At 40.0% G+C, this 23,642-nt stretch carries 20 protein-coding genes, 1 tRNA gene and 1 riboswitch; of the genes, 10 read left to right on the plus strand and 11 right to left on the minus strand.

All coding sequences use genetic code 11. From position 1 onward, the window contains the following. Window positions 1-86: 86 nt before the first annotated feature. From modA to modC, 3 genes are read left to right on the plus strand one after another with little or no spacing between them, the layout of a single operon-like run. A complete protein-coding gene (modA, locus tag FR932_RS10480; protein WP_019440570.1) occupies window positions 87-884 on the plus strand; it encodes a molybdate ABC transporter substrate-binding protein in 798 nt (265 codons plus the stop codon). Window positions 885-940: 56 nt separating this feature from the next. Next, window positions 941-1,627 carry a molybdate ABC transporter permease subunit gene (modB, locus tag FR932_RS10485; RefSeq protein ID WP_019440571.1) on the plus strand — a complete coding sequence of 229 codons (687 nt, stop codon included), beginning with the start codon at window positions 941-943 and terminating at the stop codon, window positions 1,625-1,627. Next, the gene (gene modC, locus FR932_RS10490; RefSeq protein ID WP_019440572.1) at window positions 1,627-2,715 is read left to right on the plus strand and encodes a molybdenum ABC transporter ATP-binding protein ModC; all 1,089 of its coding nucleotides are present in this window, start codon (window positions 1,627-1,629) and stop codon (window positions 2,713-2,715) included. Before modB ends, modC begins: the two co-directional genes overlap by 1 nt. 20 nt (window positions 2,716-2,735) lie before the next feature. Here the strand turns inward: modC and FR932_RS10495 are convergent, their stop codons facing one another. The 8 genes from FR932_RS10495 to FR932_RS10530 all read right to left on the minus strand — a co-directional run bounded on the left by FR932_RS10495 (window position 2,736) and on the right by FR932_RS10530 (window position 11,355). Then, window positions 2,736-3,686, minus strand: a complete 951-nt coding sequence (locus tag FR932_RS10495; protein WP_019440573.1) for an LPP20 family lipoprotein — start codon at window positions 3,684-3,686, stop codon at window positions 2,736-2,738. Next, window positions 3,687-4,829, minus strand: a complete 1,143-nt coding sequence (locus tag FR932_RS10500) for a transglycosylase SLT domain-containing protein (RefSeq protein WP_019440574.1) — start codon at window positions 4,827-4,829, stop codon at window positions 3,687-3,689. It lies immediately after the preceding gene. A 12-nt stretch (window positions 4,830-4,841) separates the two neighbouring features. Then, a complete protein-coding gene (locus tag FR932_RS10505) occupies window positions 4,842-5,441 on the minus strand; it encodes an LPP20 family lipoprotein (protein ID WP_019440575.1) in 600 nt (199 codons plus the stop codon). A gap of 83 nt (window positions 5,442-5,524) precedes the next feature. Then, complete coding sequence (locus tag FR932_RS10510) at window positions 5,525-6,925, minus strand: DUF6844 domain-containing protein (RefSeq protein ID WP_019628854.1); 1,401 nt, start codon at window positions 6,923-6,925, stop codon at window positions 5,525-5,527. A gap of 48 nt (window positions 6,926-6,973) precedes the next feature. Then, window positions 6,974-8,518, minus strand: coding sequence for a flagellar assembly protein T N-terminal domain-containing protein (locus FR932_RS10515; RefSeq protein WP_019440577.1), 1,545 nt, complete (start codon window positions 8,516-8,518; stop codon window positions 6,974-6,976). A gap of 5 nt (window positions 8,519-8,523) precedes the next feature. Next, entirely contained in the window at window positions 8,524-9,543 is a 1,020-nt protein-coding gene (locus tag FR932_RS10520) for a hypothetical protein (protein ID WP_026032081.1), read from the minus strand. Between the two features lie 65 nt (window positions 9,544-9,608). Continuing rightward, window positions 9,609-10,274, minus strand: coding sequence for a hypothetical protein (locus FR932_RS10525; protein ID WP_019440579.1), 666 nt, complete (start codon window positions 10,272-10,274; stop codon window positions 9,609-9,611). Window positions 10,275-10,602: 328 nt separating this feature from the next. Continuing rightward, window positions 10,603-11,355 carry a DUF6933 domain-containing protein gene (locus tag FR932_RS10530; RefSeq protein ID WP_019440580.1) on the minus strand — a complete coding sequence of 251 codons (753 nt, stop codon included), beginning with the start codon at window positions 11,353-11,355 and terminating at the stop codon, window positions 10,603-10,605. A gap of 164 nt (window positions 11,356-11,519) precedes the next feature. Beyond that, window positions 11,520-11,619: riboswitch (purine riboswitch) on the plus strand. Between the two features lie 29 nt (window positions 11,620-11,648). Between FR932_RS10530 and add the strand changes: the two genes are divergently transcribed. Continuing rightward, window positions 11,649-12,644, plus strand: coding sequence for an adenosine deaminase (gene add / locus FR932_RS10535; RefSeq protein WP_019440581.1), 996 nt, complete (start codon window positions 11,649-11,651; stop codon window positions 12,642-12,644). A 104-nt stretch (window positions 12,645-12,748) separates the two neighbouring features. Here the strand turns inward: add and FR932_RS10540 are convergent, their stop codons facing one another. Then, window positions 12,749-14,155, minus strand: coding sequence for an MATE family efflux transporter (locus FR932_RS10540; protein WP_019440582.1), 1,407 nt, complete (start codon window positions 14,153-14,155; stop codon window positions 12,749-12,751). A 150-nt stretch (window positions 14,156-14,305) separates the two neighbouring features. Here FR932_RS10540 and FR932_RS10545 point away from each other — a divergent pair, with 150 nt between their 5' ends. The 5 genes from FR932_RS10545 (at window position 14,306) to FR932_RS10565 (ending at window position 20,891) form a co-directional block, all read left to right on the plus strand. After that, window positions 14,306-15,184 carry a LysR family transcriptional regulator gene (locus FR932_RS10545; RefSeq protein ID WP_019440583.1) on the plus strand — a complete coding sequence of 293 codons (879 nt, stop codon included), beginning with the start codon at window positions 14,306-14,308 and terminating at the stop codon, window positions 15,182-15,184. Window positions 15,185-15,454: 270 nt separating this feature from the next. Beyond that, a complete protein-coding gene (locus FR932_RS10550; protein WP_019440584.1) occupies window positions 15,455-17,167 on the plus strand; it encodes a dipeptide ABC transporter ATP-binding protein in 1,713 nt (570 codons plus the stop codon). Window positions 17,168-17,269: 102 nt separating this feature from the next. Continuing rightward, on the plus strand, window positions 17,270-18,823 hold the full coding sequence (locus FR932_RS10555) for an ABC transporter substrate-binding protein (RefSeq protein WP_019440585.1): 1,554 nt from the start codon (window positions 17,270-17,272) through the stop codon (window positions 18,821-18,823). Between the two features lie 143 nt (window positions 18,824-18,966). Continuing rightward, window positions 18,967-19,941 (plus strand): ABC transporter permease, encoded by a 975-nt coding sequence (locus FR932_RS10560; protein WP_019440586.1) that lies wholly within the window; start codon window positions 18,967-18,969, stop codon window positions 19,939-19,941. A gap of 5 nt (window positions 19,942-19,946) precedes the next feature. Further along, on the plus strand, window positions 19,947-20,891 hold the full coding sequence (locus tag FR932_RS10565) for an ABC transporter permease (RefSeq protein ID WP_019440587.1): 945 nt from the start codon (window positions 19,947-19,949) through the stop codon (window positions 20,889-20,891). 158 nt (window positions 20,892-21,049) lie between these two features. Here FR932_RS10565 and FR932_RS10570 read toward each other — a convergent pair whose 3' ends face one another. After that, complete coding sequence (locus tag FR932_RS10570) at window positions 21,050-22,519, minus strand: peptide MFS transporter (RefSeq protein WP_019628855.1); 1,470 nt, start codon at window positions 22,517-22,519, stop codon at window positions 21,050-21,052. Window positions 22,520-22,855: 336 nt separating this feature from the next. Between FR932_RS10570 and FR932_RS10575 the strand changes: the two genes are divergently transcribed. After that, window positions 22,856-23,437: a prepilin-type N-terminal cleavage/methylation domain-containing protein gene (locus FR932_RS10575; protein ID WP_019440589.1), complete on the plus strand. Its 582-nt coding sequence runs from the start codon at window positions 22,856-22,858 to the stop codon at window positions 23,435-23,437. Window positions 23,438-23,528: 91 nt separating this feature from the next. On the opposite strand, the gene FR932_RS10580 is transcribed toward FR932_RS10575, so the two are convergent. Continuing rightward, window positions 23,529-23,604, minus strand: a tRNA-His gene (locus tag FR932_RS10580). Between the last annotated feature and the right edge of the window lie 38 nt (window positions 23,605-23,642).

Consider the following 23,642-nt stretch of genomic DNA (forward strand, 5'->3'; position numbering starts at 1 on the left):
GCCAATCGTTATGTAGTAAGCTATATAACGATAATTAATAGTCACTCCCGCATAATAACAATAGAAATAAAAAATAGAGGTTGTTAATGCCACCAAGATACCGTCATAGATTCAAGCATCTCGCAACCCTCCTGTTATTCATGTTTAGCAGTTGCGTATTCGCTGGCGAACGCGTCACCGTTTTTGCCGCTGCGTCATTAACCAATGCGTTAACGGAAGTAGGCAACACGTTTAAAACGGACAACATGGTAAATCCAACCAAGATAGACCCGGTATTTGTGTTCGCATCGTCATCAACCTTAGCAAGGCAAATAGCCCAAGGTGCGCCAGCTCAACTTTATTTATCAGCAAATCAAAAATGGATGGATTACTTGGTTGAGCAAAAATCGGTAGCCGCAAAATCGAGAGTGACTTTGTTACGCAACTCATTAGTGCTCATCGCCCCCAATACAAGTCCTATTGATAACATCGTATTAAACAAACAGTGGAATATAGCCCAAGCTGTGGGAGATAGCCGCATTGCAGTCGGCGATCCCGATCATGTCCCTGCTGGTCGTTACGCAAAACAAGCGTTAGAAAATTTAGATTTATGGCCGCAAGCAATATCGCTATTAGCACGTGCGAATAACGTGCGCGGCGCATTAGCGTTGGTAGAGCGTGGTGAGTCGCCTTTTGGTATTGTTTATGCGACGGATGCGCAAATAGCTAAAAAAGTAAAAGTCGTCTCAGCCTTTCCTAACAGCAGCCATAAGCCCATCGAATACCCATTAGTTCTGGTTGAAAGTACGCCCTCAGCTGCAACATCGGCATTTTATCAATACTTGCAATCTGACGTTGCGCAGGCAATATTTGTTAAATACGGTTTTAAGGTTGATTCTGTTTAAGGTCTGTCTGTTTAAGGTCTGTCTATTTAAGGACTATCCATTTAAGGTAAGTGACTTTGTTAAGTGATTATGAAATTGCAGCGCTGCTGCTGAGTCTAAAAGTATCCAGTGTCGCAGTGTTATTCAGCCTGCCTTTTGGCATCGTATGCGCGTGGATATTAGCCCGTTGTGAATTTCCCGGAAAGTCGCTATTTGATAGCCTCATCCACTTACCGCTAGTCCTACCACCAGTGGTCATAGGTTACATATTATTAATATCGATGGGGCGTCAAGGTAGTATCGGCGCGGTACTTTATGACTGGTTTGGTTGGAGTTTCAGCTTCAGTTGGCGTGGCGCTGCATTAGCCGCCGCGATAGTGTCATTTCCACTCATGGTACGTGCTATACGCTTGTCATTTGAAAGTGTCGACATTCGCTTAGAACAAGCTGCACGTACGCTTGGTAGTAATCGCTTACGCGTCTTTTTCACCATCACCTTACCGTTGACTTTACCTGGTATTGTTTCTGGCATGGTATTAGCTTTTGCCCGTAGTTTAGGCGAGTTTGGATCAACCATCACTTTTGTGTCTAATATACCCGGTGAAACACGCACTATCCCACTCGCCATGTACTCTTTTATTCAAACCCCAGGCGCAGAGCACGAAGCCGCACGCCTGTGTGTCATCGCTATTATCATTGCCGTATTATCCTTAACTGCATCACAGTGGTTAGCCAAAAAAGCCCAACAGCGAGTCGCGTCATAATGCTAACGATTGATATAAACAAACAGCTTGGTGATTTAGACTTGCGAGTGAATGCGCAAATTCCAATGCAAGGTATCTGTGCTGTGTTTGGACGTTCTGGTGCGGGTAAAACCTCGTTAGTCAATATCCTCGGCGGCCTATCAACTCCAGATAATGGCCACCTGACGTTAGGGGATACCCACCTTTATCATCATCAACAGCGGATCAGCCTACCACCTGAACGCCGTCGTATCGGTTATGTGTTTCAAGAAGCACGGTTATTCCCTCACTACAGCGTACGCGGTAATCTCAATTACGGTAATAAAGATAAAGACCAGATTCATTTTGATACTGTGGTGAAGTTACTTGGCTTAGATGAATTGCTAAACCGTTATCCATCAACCCTTTCTGGTGGTGAAAAACAGCGCGTTGCTATTGGCCGCGCCTTGTTAACACGACCGCAAATGTTATTGATGGATGAGCCATTAGCTGCGTTAGATCTACCGCGTAAACGTGAACTTATCCCTTATTTATTACAACTGGCTAAGACGCTTAATTTACCGATTATTTATGTCAGTCATAGCTTAGATGAGATCTTACAACTGGCTGATACCATGCTGGTATTAGATAAAGGCAAGGTGTTGGTGAATGGTCCGTTACAAACCGTTTGGGATAGTGCAGAGATGCGCCCTTGGTTACCAGCCAAAGAACAAAGCTCGCTATTAATGGCGACCGTCACAGCGTTAAATGCAGGTTATCGCATGAGTAAGTTATCACTCACTGATGGTACTTACCTGTGGATTAATGGTGTGCCTTTGGCTGTAGACAGTAAGCTACGCGTACGAATTCATGCTAACCATGTATCTCTGTGTAAAACACGCCCGCAAGACAGCAGTATTCGTAATATTCTACCGACAATAATTACCGAGATCATACATTCGGAAGCAAATGATAATGTGCAGGTTAAATTAGCGTTTGGCGATGACCATATCTGGGCGAATATCACCCCTTGGGCCTGTGATGATTTGGCGCTACAGGTCGGCCAATCTGTCTATGCTCAGATTAAAGGTGTAAGCATGACAGAGAGTGAAGTAGCGCAATCGTTTTAGCGGCGAGATGTAAAATTAGCTTACAATGTTATTTCAATTGTATTTGCCGATTCATTTAATAGTGAATTGAGCAGTCCGGTATTATCAATAAAGTAATTGGAAAAGTTATTAGCGGCATCCATCATTGCTGATTTATATGAACCTGAACTTTGTCCTTTAAATTTAATCACTTTACTGACAAGTGCTGGTTGGCCAATATCGATTTGCATCACAACATTGGCAACTGTCTTACCCGTGCGTTCGGTTTTAGACCTAAATCGAACCGGCGTACAGTCTTTATCATCTTTCAATACAAATTGACTCGACTGAATAGCACTTTCAATTGATGGTAAGTAAATTTTATCCGCCATACGATCATTACTTTTTTTGACATTAAAACAAGCAGATCCAATGAATGCATTTTGCTTCGTCAAAAGTACTTCAATATCGCGATGATAATTGCTAGCTTTAGTCGATGAAGACGCAACTGAACTTGCTCGTTTAGCAGATAAATCTAACTTGCTTTTATTGGCCAGCAAGAATAAATAATCATTCAAATCAATTTTTTGCTTACTTAATATGTGACCAAACGGTTTAAGGGCAATATTAAGGTTATCTTCATACAAAGCAATAACCTCACTTTTTGATACTTTACCTATTGCGTAAGAGACCCCTTCTTGCGTTACCATCTCTACCCAGGTGATATGAGGTAATAATACGTCCTCACTCGAAATAGCATTTGTTGACAGTGTTGTGTGTGCCCCCTCAGTGCCAGACGTCATGGCGCGAGAAGATACAGAGCTAGTTACATTCGAATTAAGCGTACGGGCAATCGATGAAATTGCCCCCTGCTTGGCTTTTGTTATATCTTCGCCTAATCCAACACCGATAATATAGCCTTCCTGACTCGGCGGGTTTTCTGCCCAATCAGGCGCTGCAAAAGCAGGTTTGTAAATGAAGGTTAATACTATAAGTAATAAATAGTGCTTCATTTAGATATTACTCACAGCTAGCATTTTTTTATAAAACTGTTGCTTAGCATATACTTTCTTTAAATAATTTCGTGTTTCAGCCGCTGGAAAGTCGTTAACTAGTGATAAATACACAGCTTCGGGTTCTAATGTATTCGCTTTTGTAGCTAAAGCGGATAATGATGTTTTATCCGTGAAGTGTCTTGCTACTGCACCAATCCCACCGTTGTAAGCTGAAATAGCTAAATAAGTACGAATTTCAGGGTTTTTCACCTTACGTAAATAATGCGCTTGTAAAATATTAAGGTAGCCAGTACCAATATCAATATTGAACTCAGGGTTAAATAGCACTTCAGCCGGTAACAATTGCTCTTTGCCTAAAAATCGCTTAGTCACATCTCGACCTGCTGAGGTAGGTACGACCTGCATTAAACCATAGGCCGGAATATGCGATTGAGCCATAGGGTTAAAGTGACTCTCTGTATGCATAATAGCTAAAATAAGGTCAGGTTTAACATCCCACTTAGCTGACTTTTCCATCACCGAAGGTAAATAAACTAACCCTTTTTTTGCTACATTATCTTTTGGGTAATTCATGCTTACCCGGGTGATCTTCAGCCCATTATTTTGCATTACCGACGATGTCGTTGCCGACTTTGTTAATGCTTCAACATTTACGTCTGGTAACATTTTATTGTTTGCGACCAATTTACTTGGTTTTTCAGTGGTCACAACTTTGTCTTTTTTATAAGCTTCTGCTGTTGTTTCAGTCTGTAATTCTGTTAATTGCTTTTGTACAACATCAGCAATATTTTTAGATGTTAAATTATCACCAACAACTTCAACGGTAATCTTACCTGTTTCAAAATTAACCGCTCTTTTAATAGTATTATCTTGGCTGTACTGCACCCAAGTACTGCGGCTTGTTAATTCTGGGGTATCCCATGTTTTAGCGAGTTCTTGTTTCACTTTATTGAACTGTGCTAAGTATTCTAGCTTTGAATTTTCGAAAGAATCGATAGAATTTTGTTTTGATTGGTTAAAAGTAGAAAGCATTGCCGCTTTACTTTCCGCAAAACTGTCTTCTGCTGCCACATTTTGAACTACAGCTAAACTTGTAAACAAGCTCATGCTTAGTACCAATGGTTTTACAAATCTAACCATAGTCATTATTCCTTACATCTCGCCAAGAGCTTTTGCAATATCATCTGATAATTGCTTATTTGTAGCAGGATTTGTTGTCGAGACTGTCGCAGGTGATTTTTCTTCTACTGCAGCAATTACGTTTTCTACATTTTGTTTGAACACATCACGAGGTAGACCGACGTGAACGTAGAAGTAACTATCAGGTCCACGGAATGAGCGAATAATTTCAACGCCTTCAAGTTGCACATTAGCAATCGCTTCCATTTCAGCTGATGTAGCTGAACTTGCACCAGCAGCACCGTCAACACCTAAAGTACCGACTTTACTCTTCACTTTTGAGATTATTTCAGTTTTCACTTGGTCTGCTAATTCTTTTTTAGCTTGTAAGATTGCGAGGTTTTTCTGATGTGCAATACCACCAGCAGTGTTACCACTAAACCCAACAGCTTCGCGGATAAACTCGTCACGGTTAGCATTCGGGTTACAGATCCAGTTTGGCGCTGCCATTTCTGATTTACCGTAGTAGTAACATTCTGCCGGTTGTGGTTTAGCTTCAACAACAGCTTGTTGCGTCGTTTGACAGCCCGTAAGAGCCAGCATCACTGCTGATAGAGCGAGAATTTTTTTCATTTTTATTCCTTGTTATTTTTATTGTATTTTTTATAAAAAACAAACAGTATCACTGCCGATTCTGTTATTACGATTTAATGTAATTAGAAGTCATCCATATCTAGCTCTAAAGTACTTTCATAAGCCCCTGAATTTTCTTCGGCTGCTTTAGTGGCTGATAAAACTTGAGCTGTATTAGTAGGTACCTTACCAGCACGAATTTGACGAGCTGCTTTATCTGACTCAGGAGACCAAACTTTCACTTCACCTAGAATCATTTGCTGTAGGTTAGATGGGTGCATCATCATCCAAGTGTGGATAGTCTTAATACCTGCCGCATTATTAAGGTTTGCTGCCGTTTTCATCGTTTGATTAATTTCGTTAATGGTTTTCTCTAGCGTTTTTTGATCACGCTCTATTGATCCATCAGCGTTACTTTTAACCGTTTCAAACTGAGAAGTAACAACACCTGATTTAGTCGCGTTTTTATACTGCCCATTCATGTTGTATAGCTCAGCAAAATTTGCGAAGGCATTATTAGAAGCATGTGGTTTCGCAAATTTTGCTTTACTGCGTAACTGCTTTTTCGTGCCGTAACCCTTAATCGGAAATTGACCAAAAGAAACTAACATTGGCATGCCATTAGTGTCATACATAAGTTTGATACCCTGTTCGAAGATTAATTTATCTTCGTTTTCAACAACCCAACTATTAATGTCAATACCTTTAGCTATTTTTGCTGGATCTGCAGCAATATTACCGCGTGAATCAAGTAATGATTGAACACGATCTCGCATTTTGGGAGACACAAGCGTCAGCACAGCAACAACCGTATTACCGTGTACATCAGTTGCTTCAAATGTACGCTTAACGGTCATACCCGAAAGATCGCCGTAAGCAGTTACTTTCGTTTTGGTTGCAATAAAATTACGCATCATTAATTTACGTTTTTCAACTGGCGCGGCATTATATTGAGCTGGATCGACACCAAGCTCATTGAGTGCCACATCTAACTTACCATTTGCTAGTGCGACGGCTTTATCCAGCATTTCTTCAAAGGCGTTGCCAGCTTTATTTAAATCTGCTTTGGTAATTTCAGGAGCATCATCAGTATTAAATAATTTATTCAGAGTTTCTGTTTGAATACTTACATTAATACTCGATACATAGCCCGCACGTACTTCAGACATTGCTTTAGTGTATGCAACTGCACGTGAAGCGCCCCAATTTTGAGATGCTGTAGTATCGTTAACTTCCTGAATTGAAAGACCAACTGTCACGATATGCTTCTTACCCGCTTTAGCCAACGCCTTTTCTAGTTTATGTTTATAGCTATTCGACATGCCAACGACATGCTCATAAGCATCTTGGATCCCAGGTGTTGGAGACTCTTGTAACTGTGGTTGTTCCACGTCAGCAGGTTGGACAACATTAGGTGTCACTACATTTGCAGAAACGGCTGTAGTTAACGCTGATAGCGTTAATATTTGTAATAATTTTTTCATCACTGTTCTCATTAAAGTTCCGTGGTTAAAATAGGGTAAACCGCTCGATTAACTTCTTACCATATTAAAATATGCTGAACGCGGATCCTTCTTTTCCATATGTGGACGTCGGCCTTTACCCTGTGTTTTAAAAGTACGATATATCTCTTGTAAACCTTCGTCGAAAGCTTCACTAAGCGGTCCCGAAAAGCGGTAGTTCAAAGTCATCTTTTTACCTGTTTTATCCCAATCCCAAGATTCAACACTACCTGCAGTACCGTTGTTTAAAACGTGTTTAAAAATATCAACATCGGTACGTTTTGCATTTTTTAAGACTATTTGATAAACAGTGCCTTTTTCAGCATTTTTTGCCAAAGATTGAATAACTTCGATGCCAAGTTTGCTTTGCATTTGTTTATACGCAACATGCTCTGAAACTTGTTTAGCGCGACTCATTGGCTTAACGTAGATCCGCGTCTTGATAGGTTCATTGATAACAGTTAATAAAATGTCACCGCTATTATTGTCTTTTAGCGTCACTGTTAACTCTGTTTCAATACCTTTACTGCCTTTGTGGTCTTCAACCGCACGCTGACTTTGCTTTAAAGAGAAGGAGTGAGTCGCTTTCGTTTTTCCATCATTAATAGAAAAACCAAGTCGCTCTAATTCATCAGTGATCCAGGCTGATTTTGATTTATTATCTGAGCTGACCGTAAATATTGGATTACCTAGTACATTGAGATAAAAGTTAACATCATTTAATAATTTCCCAGAATTAACCTCAGCCATTAAAATGACGTAATAGCTACCGCGTTCAATATCTTCATCTAAGATTTCGTATTCATTGACATAGCCTTCTGTTTTCGTGGACAGCGCCAATGTCAATGCATCATTAAATGTACCAGACTTGCCTTGTAACATGACACCTTGAGCCTGTTGAACCGCGTTACGAATGGCGTCCTGTAATGCTTGTTCTCGTGCTTTTTGTTCACCCACAGTCATTGATGCCAAACCTTTCGCTTCAACAGAAGAAGATGCGTTATTAAAGTCAGCAATACTTTGATTACCAGCATCTGTCGATATGATGATAGTGTTACCACTGCCATTCAAATTACCGGATGTAGATTGAAGCATATTTACATTTTTGATATCTGACTGCGCAATACTAATCGCAACAAAATAGTCACCGTCATATTTGCCTTTTTTCAACATTTTAGCCGCTGATAATTGCCCCTTAAAGCCAACATTGACAACCTCTAAAAAAGACTCTTTAGAAAAATCACTGTTATTATTACCTTCTGAAACAGTAACATGGCTCATAGAGGAGCTAGTGCTACCACTCATCGTTACGCCATTAATCATTTCGGTTAACTGGCGCAAAGCATTTATTCTCGCTTCTTCATAACCTTTTGCTTCTGAAGAACGACTCGATGTGCCCATTGCTACAACGTAATACCCATCAAGCTTGTTGATACCAGAGCGCGTACCGCCACCACTATCAAGTAATGAAAACACGTCATCCATTGGATCGCCAGCTATCGCTGTTGAGGAAGCGAAAAGCAACGCAGTTGCTATCGCTAAGCTTGAATAGATATTACGAAGTAGTTTTTTCATACGTGTTATAACTTCCAGTTTTCTGGTGTGCCAACAGATACCGCGTAAATCTTATTACGTTTGAGGTATTCTTTACCCATCGCCTCAAGCTTTTTCTTCACTTGTTCAGCATCGGCATCATCTTCTTTCCAAATAAACATAACACCAGAACCTGAGTCGCCTTTTGGCGTCACTTCACCCGATGCGATAGGAATATCTAGGCCATCATCGCTTAGGAACAGCACAACAGGTTGCTTCACAGCAAAACCTTGATTAATACCAGCGTTGATAGCGAATCGGCCATTTCGAAAATTGGTGACTCGGCCACCTACAGGATAATAATCAATAGTGCGGTTAACTAAGACTTGAATCGCTTTTTGTGCAGCTTCTTTATAAGCTTCTTGCAGTTCGTTTTGGTCTCTATAATCAAAACCAGCTAAGAATTTACCTTCAATAGCAAAGTATCTTTTGGCAGGCATATTATGACGGATAGGTTCAAATGCATGTACGATTTCACCCGTAGTAGGGTTAACCACTTTTGTTGTTACTAAGCTGCGAAATATGATCTGATTATGATCAGACAGTTTTTTGATAACCGTACCAAGCGCGATCGAGGTTTCAAATACAAAGTCAGGATTGATTTTTTCTCCGCGCTGAATTGCTCCTTTATCTACAGTATTCTCAGCTTGAAAAGCAATTTCATAATCACATGAGCTACAGTTACGCGTTAATACGTCATAACGCTTAGTTCTTGATAATTCATTCTCTAATAATTTGGCGATTATACTATTTTCAATATTCGTCACTTCCGCATTTTTTTCGAATTTTATTCGATCAACATAAGCAGCAATACGCATTTTGTTAAATGCTTTTACATCGTAATTACTTGGTAATTCGATATTCTCACTTTCAAACAATGCTTCTCGACTAACTGTACTAATTTGCGAATTCGCATCAAGATCTGCTTGTGAATTAATTTTCAAATTAGTCGTTCCACAACCTGACATCAGGATTCCGGTTAATACGACTATAAGTATTTTTTTCATACATTCTCTTCTATTTACACAAAAAAGCCGATGAGTAATCATCGGCTTATATTACTTAATAAAACTTATTCAGCATTGCTCATAGCAGAAATAACTTGATAATTATTGTAGGCAGAAACAACAGTATCATTCATGTAGAGTAACTGGTCTGTCGTGTGGGATAGGCGATCTTTTTCTGCCATCATGTCTGAAAAATCAACGCTTGTAATTAATGCTGTAGTATCTAATTGATAAAATGTTTCAGAGTTAGCAAGCACAACTACGGCAACATCTTTTAAACCAACAAGTAATTCTTGGCTAACTGATGACGCTTTGAAATCTTCAATGATTTTTTTGTCTTCAGCTGATAGTGCAGCATTAATTACTGCTATATCTTCATCATTTTTAGCATTGCCAATTGCTGCAAAATAACTACCAACAACTGGCGTATTTATCATTTCTTCTGAAAAACGCTCATAAACAGGCTTCGCAGTTAAAAATGTGGCATTAACAACGGTTCTAATATTTTCTAATTCTTCGACTTTAGATTCTTGGTAACCAGTATTAACGGTATTAGTTTTTTTTGTGCCTTCCGCCGTTAAGACTTCATATGAAGTTCCCTTCATTGCAGATTCTAAATAAAGATCTTGACCTTCTTCTTGAAGTTCAACATAAGATGCAGAACCGCCAGTAGTAATACAACCAGATAAAAGTGATGCGAAAATAGTTACAGCCAAGATTGTTTTTTTCATTTTGAACCCTTAAGAGTAAATCAGCATTAAATTAATAATCAGAATGTTTAGTGGGAGACCTGCTTTAAAACCTTTCTTTTAGCTAACAAAGACTTCTAATATAGTTAAGTAGCTTATTGGTTTCTATTATTTACAATAGTTTACAGTTGTTTACAGTTACTAATCAATCAACCTTATTAAGCAATCAATTAACATCCAAGGTTCATCACACTACCCATAAAGTAGGCATCTTATTCTAATTAAATGTAGGTAGATTATCATTTGATAGTTTTGATATGTAAAAAGACTGGTTAGCATCAATATTTAAGGGGTAACTGGCCGACCTTTACTACAATTTTTTCTTACGAAAGTTTGCTAAGCAAACCACATTATCAGGTATCACTTTCGGTTCTTGTTTATTAACTGCAATCGGTTTTGGATAAGGGCTTGGAAAGTGGCCATTAGGTGTATCTGGATAACTATCACGGGATAAACCTTTGGCAAAACGAAATAAAGCATCTTCAAGCAGACGTTCGACCGGAACAAAACGGCTATTACGTCCTTCTTTAGCAATACGTTTATGCATTTCATTTATGTGCATAGACAAACCATACGCTTCATCATCGCTATAAGCCGTTACATCATTATTGTCACAACTTTGACGGATCCAAGACTCGGCATCACTAACATGACCGTTGACACTCAAGTCGGTATTTTTAAACCAGCAGAATTGCTTATCCTGCGCGGAAAAATCAGACGCGACGATGTCAGCAACAGACTCTTCAATAGCCCGGCGATCTAGCATTAAATTAACCACTTCAATAAACAGCCGTCCTAAAAACAGCTCTTCGAACTCAGCTTGAGTTAGAGGGACTAGATCTGGGATAATAATGACATATCGGCTACGGGCTTCAACCGCAATAACAGTGCCGTTGTAATCATTGTTGTGGTTTTTTATTACATGACATTGCCAAGCAAGTGTTTCAGCGTCTGTGGTTATCGTTTGAGTACCGATACGCTTACCGTCGATACTGGGTATTCTATCTAAATCCAGTTTCATCCATTTACACAGCGCATTACTTGCCGATATTTGAATCTTCATAATAAAGTCCTATGCCTTAATTCCACACTAGCGATACTTAATTAGACACTATTTATACCTAATACCACAATAAATAGTTCTATCGTTAATCAAGGTAGTAACACCGACATTGATAACGCTAAAGGGGACGATCCACGAATTGCAGTGTTTAAACCATACTGCTAAACTACGCAGTTAAATCACTTCGTATAATCCCAATAATATGGTTTGGGAGTTTCTACCAAGATCCTTAAACTCTTGATTATGAAGTCTGTAACTTTAAAACCTAAAATAATATATAAAGGTAGAGACTCATGAATTACTTTGACTTACCAAAGATTGACCTGCATTGCCACTTAGATGGCAGTGTTCGCCCAGAAACAATCATTGCGCTTGCAGCAGAACAAAACATTACCCTACCAAGTAATGACATTGAAGAAATCAGAACCTTGATGATCGCACCTGAGACATGTACCGATCTTGGGGAATACCTACAACGCTTTGACTTGCCATTATCAGTAATGCAAACAGCAGCAGGTATCGAGCGTATTTCTTTTGAATTATTTGAAGATGCGGCACAAGAAAACGTCAAATACCTGGAAGTACGTTTTGGTCCTATGCTGCATTTAGAACAAGGTTTAACCCTTGAGCAAGTATTTGATAGTGTCGTTGCAGGTATGAAACGTGCCGAAGCCATGTATGACATCAAAGGTAACTACATTTTATCTATCTTGCGTCACATGCCAAAAGATAGAATCAAAGAAGTATTGGATACGGCAGCGAAATACTTAAACGACGGTATTGTTGCCTTCGATCTAGCCGGTGGTGAAGCACCGGGATTCTGCGCTGAATTTGTGCCTTATGCAGAATATGCGATTGAAAAAGGTTACCGTGTAACCATTCATGCTGGTGAGCAAGGCGTCGGTCAAAATGTATTTGATGCAGTATCATTATTAGGTGCAGAACGTGTTGGTCACGGTATTCATATTACTGGCCATGAAGGCGCATACGATCTAGTTAAAGCGCAAAACATTGCCTTAGAAACTTGTCCAAGCAGTAATGTGCAAACAAAAGCAGTTGAAAACTTAGCTAATCATCCAGTTAAAGCTTTCTATCAAGATGGTATTCAAATAACCATTAATACCGATAACCGTACCGTGTCAAATACTACGATGACAGATGAAGTGCGTAAGGTAATGGAAGAGTTTAACTTAAATCGTGAAGACTACTTCAACATTTACAACATCAGCATTGAACATGCATTCGCATCTGATGAAGTGAAGCAGCATTTATCGACATTTTCTGAATAGCCTTGGCTATGGCTAATATCAAATAACAGTACTAAATAACAAGGTGAACGATTATCTCTCACCTTGTTATTAGCACCTTAGCCTCGGTATTACCACCTCAAATATTAACCCAGCTCATGGGTCATATGGTTAACGACAGAAGCCTTTTCTCGTTGCTTTATATCATGCCATACCAAAGGTGCCACAATCGCAAACAGTACAATATTAGATAAAGGCAAGGCTAACCAGATCCCGTCCACGCCTAACCATTGCGGTAAAAAGTACAGAAATGGTAATTGAATAAACATATTCCCCACAGATATCGCCAAGGCTTTACCACCCTTACCTATCGCCATAAAATACACCGATGCTAATACAATAATACCATCCAAAAACATCGAGAATAAATGTAAGCGAATACCATTTTTAGCCTCTGAAACCAGCTGCGGATCGTCACTGGTAAATAAACTGATCATCAGATTCGGCATGACATTTAAAATCACGATAAAACCAACGCCGGCAATTACCGTTACTTTTATCGACAATAGCAGCATTTTTTTGATATTTTCAAACTGCTGGGCACCAAAGTAATAACTCACCGGTGGTTGCATACCTTCAGCAATACCTTCCGCAACCAAGTAATACAGCGTCATAATATAACCAACAATGGCAAACGCACCGACAGTCACTGACGTGCCATATTGCATGAATAAACGATTATGCAATGCAAACACAAAACTGGTATACAAATACATCACTAACGATGACGCGCCCAAGCCAATAATAGTACTCATCATCCGGGGGTTAACACGCACCAAACTACGATCAAACTTTAAGCTTGAGTACTGTGAAAGAAAATAGCCAATACCTATGATAGCGATAGTTAACTGAGCAATGATCGTCGCTAATGCTGCACCTTCAAGTTGCCATTGCCACAAGCCAATGAGTACATAATCAAGTACAATATTTAACAGCGCGCCAAAGATCATCAATGCCGTTGCCACATTAGGGCTTTCATCATTACGCACAAGCATAGGAATAGCCGTCGCCATAATAGTCGCAATGGTACCATAGGAAAAAATATTCACGTAATCAAAACCTAACGTGAAGATAGTACCTTCACCACCTTGTACCCGCAGTAAATCAGCGCCCCATAGAAACAAACCCATGGCCGAAAACATTGCTAACACTAGCATTAATAAAAAACTGGCATTAAGCGCTTGCTGAGCAGAGGTTGAGTCTTGTTCACCTCGCTTCATCGATATTAAGCTGCCACCGCCCATGCCAACCATGATACCCAATCCAGACACGACAAAGGTGATCGGCCACGCCATATTAATCGCAGCAAGCCCGTCGACACCGACATAGTGACCAACAAAAATACCATCGATAATTTGATAAAGACCACTCACTAACATCGCGGTAATTGATGGGATAGCATAACGCCAAAAAGAACGTTTAATATCAGCGTCCGATGCAACGTCACGCACGTTTTTAGCTAGTGGATCTACTTGTAACTGTGATGAACTCACAAAAACCTCTTACAACTATTGAATACATTATTATTTTAAGGATTATGCTTGTTTTTGATATTGATGAAAGTTAGCATCCATCCGAATTTCGGATAGTTAGCGAGGATAACACCCCGCCAGACAGCATTTAGAGACACTGAGAGAAATAAGATGAACTGGACCGTCGATCAATTAGAAGCATTTGTTACCGCCGTAAAGCTGGGGTCTTTCTCTGCTGCAGCACGCCATTTAGGTAAAGCACAATCGCGCGTTAGCACCGCTATTGCCAATTTAGAAACCGATCTTAACATCATTTTGTTTGACCGCAGTGCACGGCTCCCCGTACTGACACTCGCAGGCGAAGACATGTATGCCGAAGCTGAAGCGGTATTACAACAATGCCAGCGTCTACAGTCGCGCGCGTTAACAGTGTCAGGTGGTGAAGAAATCTCGCTGACGATTGCCATGGATGAAGCATCCCCTATCACGGCATTTCAACATTTATTTACTGATATAGCGAAGCAATTTCCGTTACTGAAAATCAATATAATTAGCGGTTCGCAAGCCGATATTGCGAAATGGGTTGATGAGAAAAAAGCCGATCTCGGGATCCTATTCCATTTAAAAACACAACTAGATTCACTCGAATTCATGTCGATTGGTAAATTTAGCCAATCCTTGATTGTGGCACCTGAACATCCGCTTGCTAAGATCCGAGAGCCTAAAATAGAACAGTTAAACCAATTTAGAGAACTCGTTATTCGCGATCGAACCGGCACAACACAAGCCAAAGCAATTTCACCTAATCATTGGCATATAGACAGCTATTATTACATAACCGAGCTCGTCATTAGAGGAATAGGCTGGGCGTTAGTACCCGAGCATGTTGCGAATATACACTGGTATAAAGGTGCTTTAGTAGAATTATCCACTACCCACATTACTGAGCCACTATTGATTGAAATGGGCATTGTTAAGCGTCGAGATCAAGCCACAGGACCAGTCATGAACTGGATTTATCAAGCTTTAAGCCAGGGTGTTACAAAATAGTTAACGTATTACTTTTTAGTTGATTTAACGTAAAAAGTCTACATTTAACAGCTAAAATATTTTTGATAAATCTAAAAAAACTAGGGATAACCTGCGTTTTAGTGCAAAAAACTTACGGAATCTAGATTTTTATACCTTTTATGTTGCTTTATCGCAGTTTTTTTGTCAGATTAATACTCACGTAACATATCAGTGACATGTACTGCTGATAATGAATGGAATCAATTTTTCAGACTGGATGTAGAATCATCGAGTTATAAGGGTCTGGTAATGTCTTTATTAGAAGTAAAAAATCTTCGCATCGAATATCCGTCTCGACACGGTGTTCACGCAGCAGTGAAATCATTGTCGTTTGCTATTGAACGCGGTGAAATTGTTGGTGTAGTTGGCGAATCTGGTGCAGGTAAATCAACTGTGGGTAATGCCATTATTGATCTGTTAAGCCCACCAGGTGTGATCGCAAGCGGTGAAGTATTCCTTGAAGGTGAAAAAGTATCAGGCTTAACACCTGAAGAGATGCGTTCTGTACGTGGCTCTAAAATCGGCTTTATTTTCCAAGATCCAATGACATCGCTAAATCCACTGTTCACTATCGAACAGCAAATGGTTGAAACTATCCTTGCGAATTTAGATGTTAGCAAAGCAGAAGCTGTTAGCCGTTCACTTAGCTTGATGGAACAAGTGGGTATTCCAGAACCTGAATTACGCATTAAACAATATCCTCACCAATTCTCAGGTGGTATGAGACAGCGTGTCGTTATCGCCATCGCTTTGTCTTGTGAGCCTGATTTAATCATTGCCGATGAACCAACAACTGCACTTGATGTATCAATTCAAGACCAAATTCTAACGCTTATTCGCGAACTGTGTATCAAGAAAAACGTCGGTTGTATGCTGGTAACTCATGATATGGGTGTTGTATCAAACGTGACCGATAAAATCGCAGTAATGTATCGCGGTGATCTGGTAGAGTTTGGGCCAACGAAGCAAGTACTTAGTGATCCTGAACATGACTATACGCGAAGCCTAATTTCTGCCGTACCACGTTCAGATATCAAACTAGATCGTTTCCCACTGGTAAGCTATATCGAAGAAGCTGTCGAAATGAAGCAAATTGATATTAAAAACCATTGGTTAGGCCAAAGTGAAGACCAACGTGAATTCACCGGTCCACTGTTGACTGTTGACGATGTAAGCTTGCGCTTTGTGACGAAAGATTCATTCTTTGAAAGTAAGCGTGAATACGTACAAGCATCAAATAAAGTAAGCTTCGATATTAAAGAAGGTGAAACCTTTGGCTTAGTTGGTGAGTCAGGTTCAGGTAAATCAACTATAGCCCGTATTATCGCTGGTCTGTATGCGCCAAACGAAGGTAAGATCACGTTTGAAGGCATCGATTTAACCGCGATTAAATCTGAAAAAGAACGTCGCCCAATTCGTCGTCAAATGCAAATGGTATTCCAAAATCCATACACGTCGATGAATCCAAGAATGAAAATTTTTGACATCATTTCTGAACCTATTCGTTTCCATAAACTGGCATCATCAGAAGCTGAGATTCGTCAAATTGTACATGATCTACTTGATCACGTAGGGCTAGGCAGAATGGCTGGGGTTAAATACCCACACGAATTCTCTGGTGGTCAACGTCAACGTATTTCAATTGCCCGAGCACTGGCAACACGTCCGCGTTTATTAATTTGTGATGAACCAACATCGGCATTAGATGTATCGGTTCAAGCGCAAATTCTTAACCTGCTAAAAGATTTACAAGATGAACTCAATCTAACAATGTTGTTCATCAGCCATGATTTACCGGTTATTCGCCAAATCAGTGACCGCGTAGGTGTAATGCAAAAAGGTAAACTGCTTGAAGTCGCACCGACAGAAGAATTATTCACTAATCCACAACATGACTACAGCAAGCACCTTGTTTCTTTAATGCCTGAATTTAAAGGTTTAAGAGACAAATTAGCGAGCTAATCATTGTTAGTGATAGCAAAAACACGAAAAAACAACAGCTAAATAATAACAAAAAACACAACATATACGGGCGTCACGTCCCAGCATGAAGGAGTTATGCAAATGAAAACCTTAAAGACCAAACTAGCCATTGCCCTAATGGCCGCAGGCCTAAGCGTTAGCGCTGCTGCAGCAGATATCACTGTTGCTTACGATGCAGATCCAGTATCGCTTGACCCACATGAGCAACTATCTGGTGGTACACTACAGATGTCGCACATGTTGTTTGATCCGCTAGTGCGTTTTACTAAAGATTTCGATTTTGAAGGCCGTATTGCTGACAAATGGGAACGTGTTAATGACACGACGTTCCGTTTCCACTTACGTGAAGGCGTTAAATTCCACTCTGGTAACACTCTGACTGCTGATGATGTTGTTTGGACGTTCGACCGTTTAAAATTATCAGTTGATTACAAAAATATTTTTGCACCATACGAAAAAATGACGAAGATTGATGACTACACTGTAGAAATCGTCTCTTCAGAACCGTACCCACTTGTTCTACAAACCGCTACTTACATTTTCCCAATGGACAAAAAGTTCTACTCGGGTAAATCTGAAGCAGGTAAAGACAAGTCAGCAATCGTTAAACACGGTAGTTCATACGCTTCAACAAACGTATCTGGTACAGGCCCTTTCACTATCGCATCTCGCGAGCAAGGTGTAAAAGTTGTATTCGAACGTTTCGACGGCTACTGGGATAAGACATCACCAGGTAACGTTGACAAGCTAACACTTGTGCCAATTAAAGAAGATGCTACACGTGTTGCTGCACTACTTTCTGGTGACGTTGACATGATCCACCCAGTTGCACCAAACGATCAAAAACGTGTTAAGAAATCTAAAGACATCGATCTAGTAACGGTATCTGGAACACGTATCATCACGTTCCAAATGAACCAAGGCAGCAACCCTGCGCTTAAAGATGTGCGCGTACGTCAAGCGATCGTACATGCAATCAATAACCAAGGTATTGTTAAGAAGATCATGAAAGGCTTCGGTACAACTGCTGGTCAACAAGGCCCTGCAGGTTACGCTGGTTATGATGCAGACCTAGTACCACGTTATGACTTGAAAAAAGCAAAACAGCTAATGAAAGATGCGGGTTATGAAAATGGCTTTAAACTTTCAATGATGGCACCAAATAACCGTTATGTTAACGATGCTAAGATCGCACAAGCAACTGCTGCTATGCTCTCTAAAATCGGTATCAAAGTTGATCTAAAAACAATGCCAAAAGCACAATACTGGCCTGAGTTTGACCTTTGTTCAGCAGACATGATGATGATTGGTTGGCATTCAGATACTGAAGATTCAGCTAACTTCTCTGAATTCTTAACAATGACTAAAGATGCTGAAACAGGTCGTGGTGCTTACAACTGTGGTCAATATTCAAATGCTGAAGTTGATAAATTAGTAAACAGCGCAAATGCTGAAACAGACACAGCAAAACGTGGTGTGATGTTGCAACGTGTTGAAAACATCTTGTATGACGAAGCTGCTTTCGTGCCACTACATTGGCAGGATCTAGCGTGGGGCGCAAAATCGACGCTACAAATTGAGCCGATTGTAAACGCACTAAACTTCCCGTACTTCGGTGACCTAGTAGTTAAATAACCTAAACGTTAAATAACGACTAAATCTTAACGGTATTTAATACCGTTACTATGCGGTGTTTTTATCAAGATAAACCGATAAAAACACCGATTATTTTAAATAAATATAATGATAAAAGTTAATTTTACTTTGGGAGACAAGGAATGTTCACATTTCTGATCAAACGCCTCTTTCAGGCCTTGGTAGTAATGTTCGTGATCAGTTTGGTAGCATTTTCCATTCAGGATAATCTAGGCGATCCGTTACGCGAATTAGTTGGTCAATCTGTATCTGAAGACGAACGACAAGCACTGCGTGACGAGCTAGGTCTAAATGATCCGTACATGACTAAATACAGCCGTTTTCTTGTTAATGCACTACAAGGTGACTTAGGCACCTCGTATTTCTTTAAACGACCTGCAGCAGAAGTTATTTTTGATAAGCTTCAAGCAACACTAGAACTTGTGTTTGGCGCAGCCGTCATTATTGTATTCGTGTCGATCCCATTAGGTGTCTACTCGGCGATTCATCCCAAAAGTGCGCTAACAAAAATTATCATGGCGGTAAGTAGTATTGGTATTTCTGTACCGGTATTCTTAACTGCAATCATGTTGATGTATATCTTCTCCATCGAACTAGGTTGGTTACCGTCTTATGGACGTGGCGAAACTGTTAATATCATGGGTTGGGAAACAGGTTTCCTTACGATGGATGGTTTCTTACACTTAATATTACCAAGCATCTCATTGGCTTCTATCATGTTGCCGCTTTTCATCCGCTTGGTTCGTTCTGAAATGCTGGAAGCGTTAAGCTCTGAATACGTCAAGTTTGCTAAAGCCAAAGGCCTAGCATTAAACAAAATTTACTATGTACATGCCCTTAAAAATACCATGTTACCTGTGATCACCGTTGGTGGTGTACAGATCGGTACCATGATTGCTTATACAATCTTGACCGAAACAGTATTCCAATGGCCAGGAACAGGTTTCCTATTTTTAGAAGCGATTAACCGTGTTGATACACCATTAATTACCGCTTATGTCATCTTTGTAGGTTTAATCTTTGTGGTAACAAATACCCTTGTTGACCTGTTATACGGGTTCGTTAACCCAACAGTAAACATTACAGGTAAAGGATAATTAGTATGAACACAGTGACTTCTTCTCATGTTCCTACTCGCTGGGAACGCTTTAAAAATTCAGACCTTATCTATTATTTCTTAAGAGATAAGGTGGCAATGTTCAGCTTTGCGATCTTTTTAACATTTTTGATCTCAGCATTAGCAGCGCCATTAATAGCACCAACAGACCCGTATGATATTACCAGCATTGATATCATGGACTCTGAGCTACCACCTTCATGGATGGAAGACGGAGACGAACGTTTTACCTTAGGTACTGATGATCAAGGCCGTGATATTTTATCAACCATGCTTTATGGTTCACGTTTATCACTGACAATTGGTTTCTTAGCTGTTGGTGTACAGTTAATCTTAGGTATTGTCATTGGTCTGTCTGCAGGTTACTTCGGTGGCCGTGTTGATAGCTTCCTAATGCGTTTTGCTGATGTACAGTTATCGTTCTCGACCATGATGGTGGCGATCATCGTATCCGCTATCTTTAAAGCGAGTTTCGGTGCTGAATTCTTTAGTCAATATGCCGTCGTCATGCTCGTGGTGATCATCGGTGTAGCAGAATGGCCACAGTATGCACGTACTATTCGTGCCTCTGTATTAGCCGAGAAACAAAAAGAATACGTTGAAGCAGCACAAGTCATGGGTCTAAAGTCGATGCGTATTATGTTTAGACACATACTGCCAAACTGCCTGTCGCCTATCCTAGTGATTTCAACAGTACAGATTGCTAATGCGATTATGTCTGAAGCAGCGCTGTCATTCCTAGGCTTAGGTTTACCGGTTGACCAACCTTCATTAGGTGCGTTAATCAGTACTGGCTTTAAATACATCTTCTCTGGTGCTTGGTGGATCACAGCCTTTCCTGGTGTATTACTCGTTACACTAGTTTTAGTAATCAACTTGCTTGGTGACTGGTTACGTGATGCATTTAACCCTAAGATCTATAAAGGTTAATCGTATAAAGCTAATCGTTTAGATTATTAGAGATAATAAAAGGCCGCTCCTGTAAATAACATAAGAGCGGCCTTTTTGTATTCACCAAGACTGTTTGCATGATTAACCTGTTAAAGGCGACAGTCTCGTTTTTTAAAACGACATCTTATTAACTGCTATTATGCTTCAGCAGTTGTCATCCCTTCCGCTTCTTTACTCTTCTCAAGCATCTTACGAATAACAAATGACGCTAAGAAGGCGACAAATACCATCACTACAGCTAAACCTGTTAATAGGCTAAAGTAGTCACCGTAAACTGTTTGCACGACTTCTTGCGTGATCTCTTGGCCCTTCTCCATCGCAATTGAAGTAGAGAATACCGCGCCAACAATACCACTCATTGCCATAGCGACTGAGTATAAGCTCACTGAGAAATTCTCAATGTGTTTCGGTGCCACAGACAAGATGAATGCCACAACCATACTGCCCACAATCACTTCAGCAAATGCTTGGAAGAAATGAATCACCATAAAGATTTCAGGACGAATAACAGCATCTTCGCCAACATTCAATACAGCCATCGTCAGGATACCAAACGCGATTGCCGTTAAGATAAATGCGAAACCGATTTTAGTTGCTGTCGTAAAGTTAATATTGCGTTTTTCAAGTGATAAGAATACATATACGATCACTGGACCACCAACGATACACCAAAGTGAATTCATTGCCATTGCCGCTTCAGGTGCAATTGGAATGAAACCAAACAGATCACCACGCATAGTATTAATCGTTACCATCGTCATTGACGTCATCATTTGGCCGTAATACACAAAGAAAGCCGTTGTTAATACAGTCATGATAAGGATAGTCCCCATCTTTAATGCATCAGCACGTTCCGATTTAAGCATTAATGAGATGAAATAAAGGATCGCTGATGCACCAATTGCATAAATGATATTCTGGCCAATATCCATATTTGAAAACATAAAGAATACTAAACCTATCATTGCAACAGATAACGTAGTGAATGCAATCCAGTTTTTAGTACTTACAGGTGCTTGGTCAATCTCAGCGCCTACTTTTGATAGTGGTTTACGTGAAACGACTAGAATGGCAAACGCAATGAAGGCCATCACAGCAGATAACATGAAGCTGCCATTAAAACCAATTGCAAGTACGAACATAGGGAATAAGTATTGCCCTAAAAAGGCACCGACATTGTTTACTGAATAGTTAACTGGGTAACCATTTTCAAAATCTTCTTGGCTTGCGAATGTACGCTTGTACAGACTTGGATATGAAGGCGACATTAGACCACGGCCGTAACTGGCTAGCGCAATACCAACCAGACATAATTGTACATTACCTGCCGATGCACCAAAGACAAGTAAGCCATAACCTATGGCAAAGGCAAGATAAGCAATCGTTAACGATCGATAAGCACCCAAAAATTTATCAGCAATGAAACCACCCGCAATAGCAAACAACGGACCTATAGCAGAAAACGCACCAACAACCATCATGGTGTCAGCTTCGCTATACCCCAAATCTTCTAAAAAGAAGCGGGTTAAAATAATCATTACGCCGTAGAAAGATAAGCCAAACAGCATTTGGCAACACATCATAGATTTATTCAGTCGATTCCACATAATTAATCTCTTTTATTATGGATAAGTAAAGAAAGGTAAACTCGACAAGATATTAACACTTAAGAAATACTCAATAAGAGGCATAGATCGCACAATGAAAACAACCTTAGGGTTTAAATCCAAATTAAACCGGCAAATGCAGAGTAAACAACAATGAAAATAACAACAAAGCAGTGTATAAAACCTTAAGTCGAGCGATAAGCAGCCTGATGACTCACCAAGGCATGAATTAGGTACGTGACCTAATTCATATCGTAGAAATGAATATACATATCATTTACCACTTACTTAATAATCGGTTAAACTTAAGGAAGGCAATAACCAAACAGGCGCTATATGTCATCTAAAGCAATAAGAACACAGGGGTTCACCCTTATTGAATTAGCTATCACCATCATCATTCTGGCGGCACTAGCGGCTATCGCGATCCCTAAATTTGTTAATTTTCGTGAAGATGCAGAAATTAGTCGTGTTAAAGTGATTGCAGCGGCCTATCAAGAAGCGGTCAGTTTTGTTCAAATACGCTATCAAATATTAGGACTTGGCATACACATGGCAAACATTCCAGGTTATGCAGATGGCTCTATAGATGTAAATCCAAGCGGGTACCCACTCGGTATAAATAAAGGTAATAATAAAGGTATTATCACGAATCCTAAAAATATAGGTAAAGGCAAGGAAGGTTGCGTATCACTATGGAATATTTTGTTGCTAAATCCAGCCTCTGTATCGACAAATAAAGATGCTAGCACTGATTTTACCGCTTATCGTCACAAAGCTGATGCTGGGAGCGATCAAAGCCAATGTACTTATGTTTTAAGGACACTGGGCGATACAACAAATAACCGCAAAAAAGCGAAGATATCTATAAACTACGATTCAGAAACTGGACGGGTTACAACTTTATTTCAAGATTAATTTAGACTTTAATTGAAGCTTAAGTCATCATTTATATTTTATATAATTCTAGAACCAAAAAAGCCTGCTTATATAAGCAGGCTTTTTAATATGGGGCGACTGAAGGGGATTGAACCCTCGACAACCGGAATCACAATCCGGGGCTCTACCAACTGAGCTACAACCGCCATTAACTATCGACCATTCCCGCTAAACAATGTTAGCC

Origin of the sequence: Moritella marina ATCC 15381, assembly GCF_008931805.1 — a bacterium.
Lineage (GTDB): Bacteria > Pseudomonadota > Gammaproteobacteria > Enterobacterales > Moritellaceae > Moritella > Moritella marina.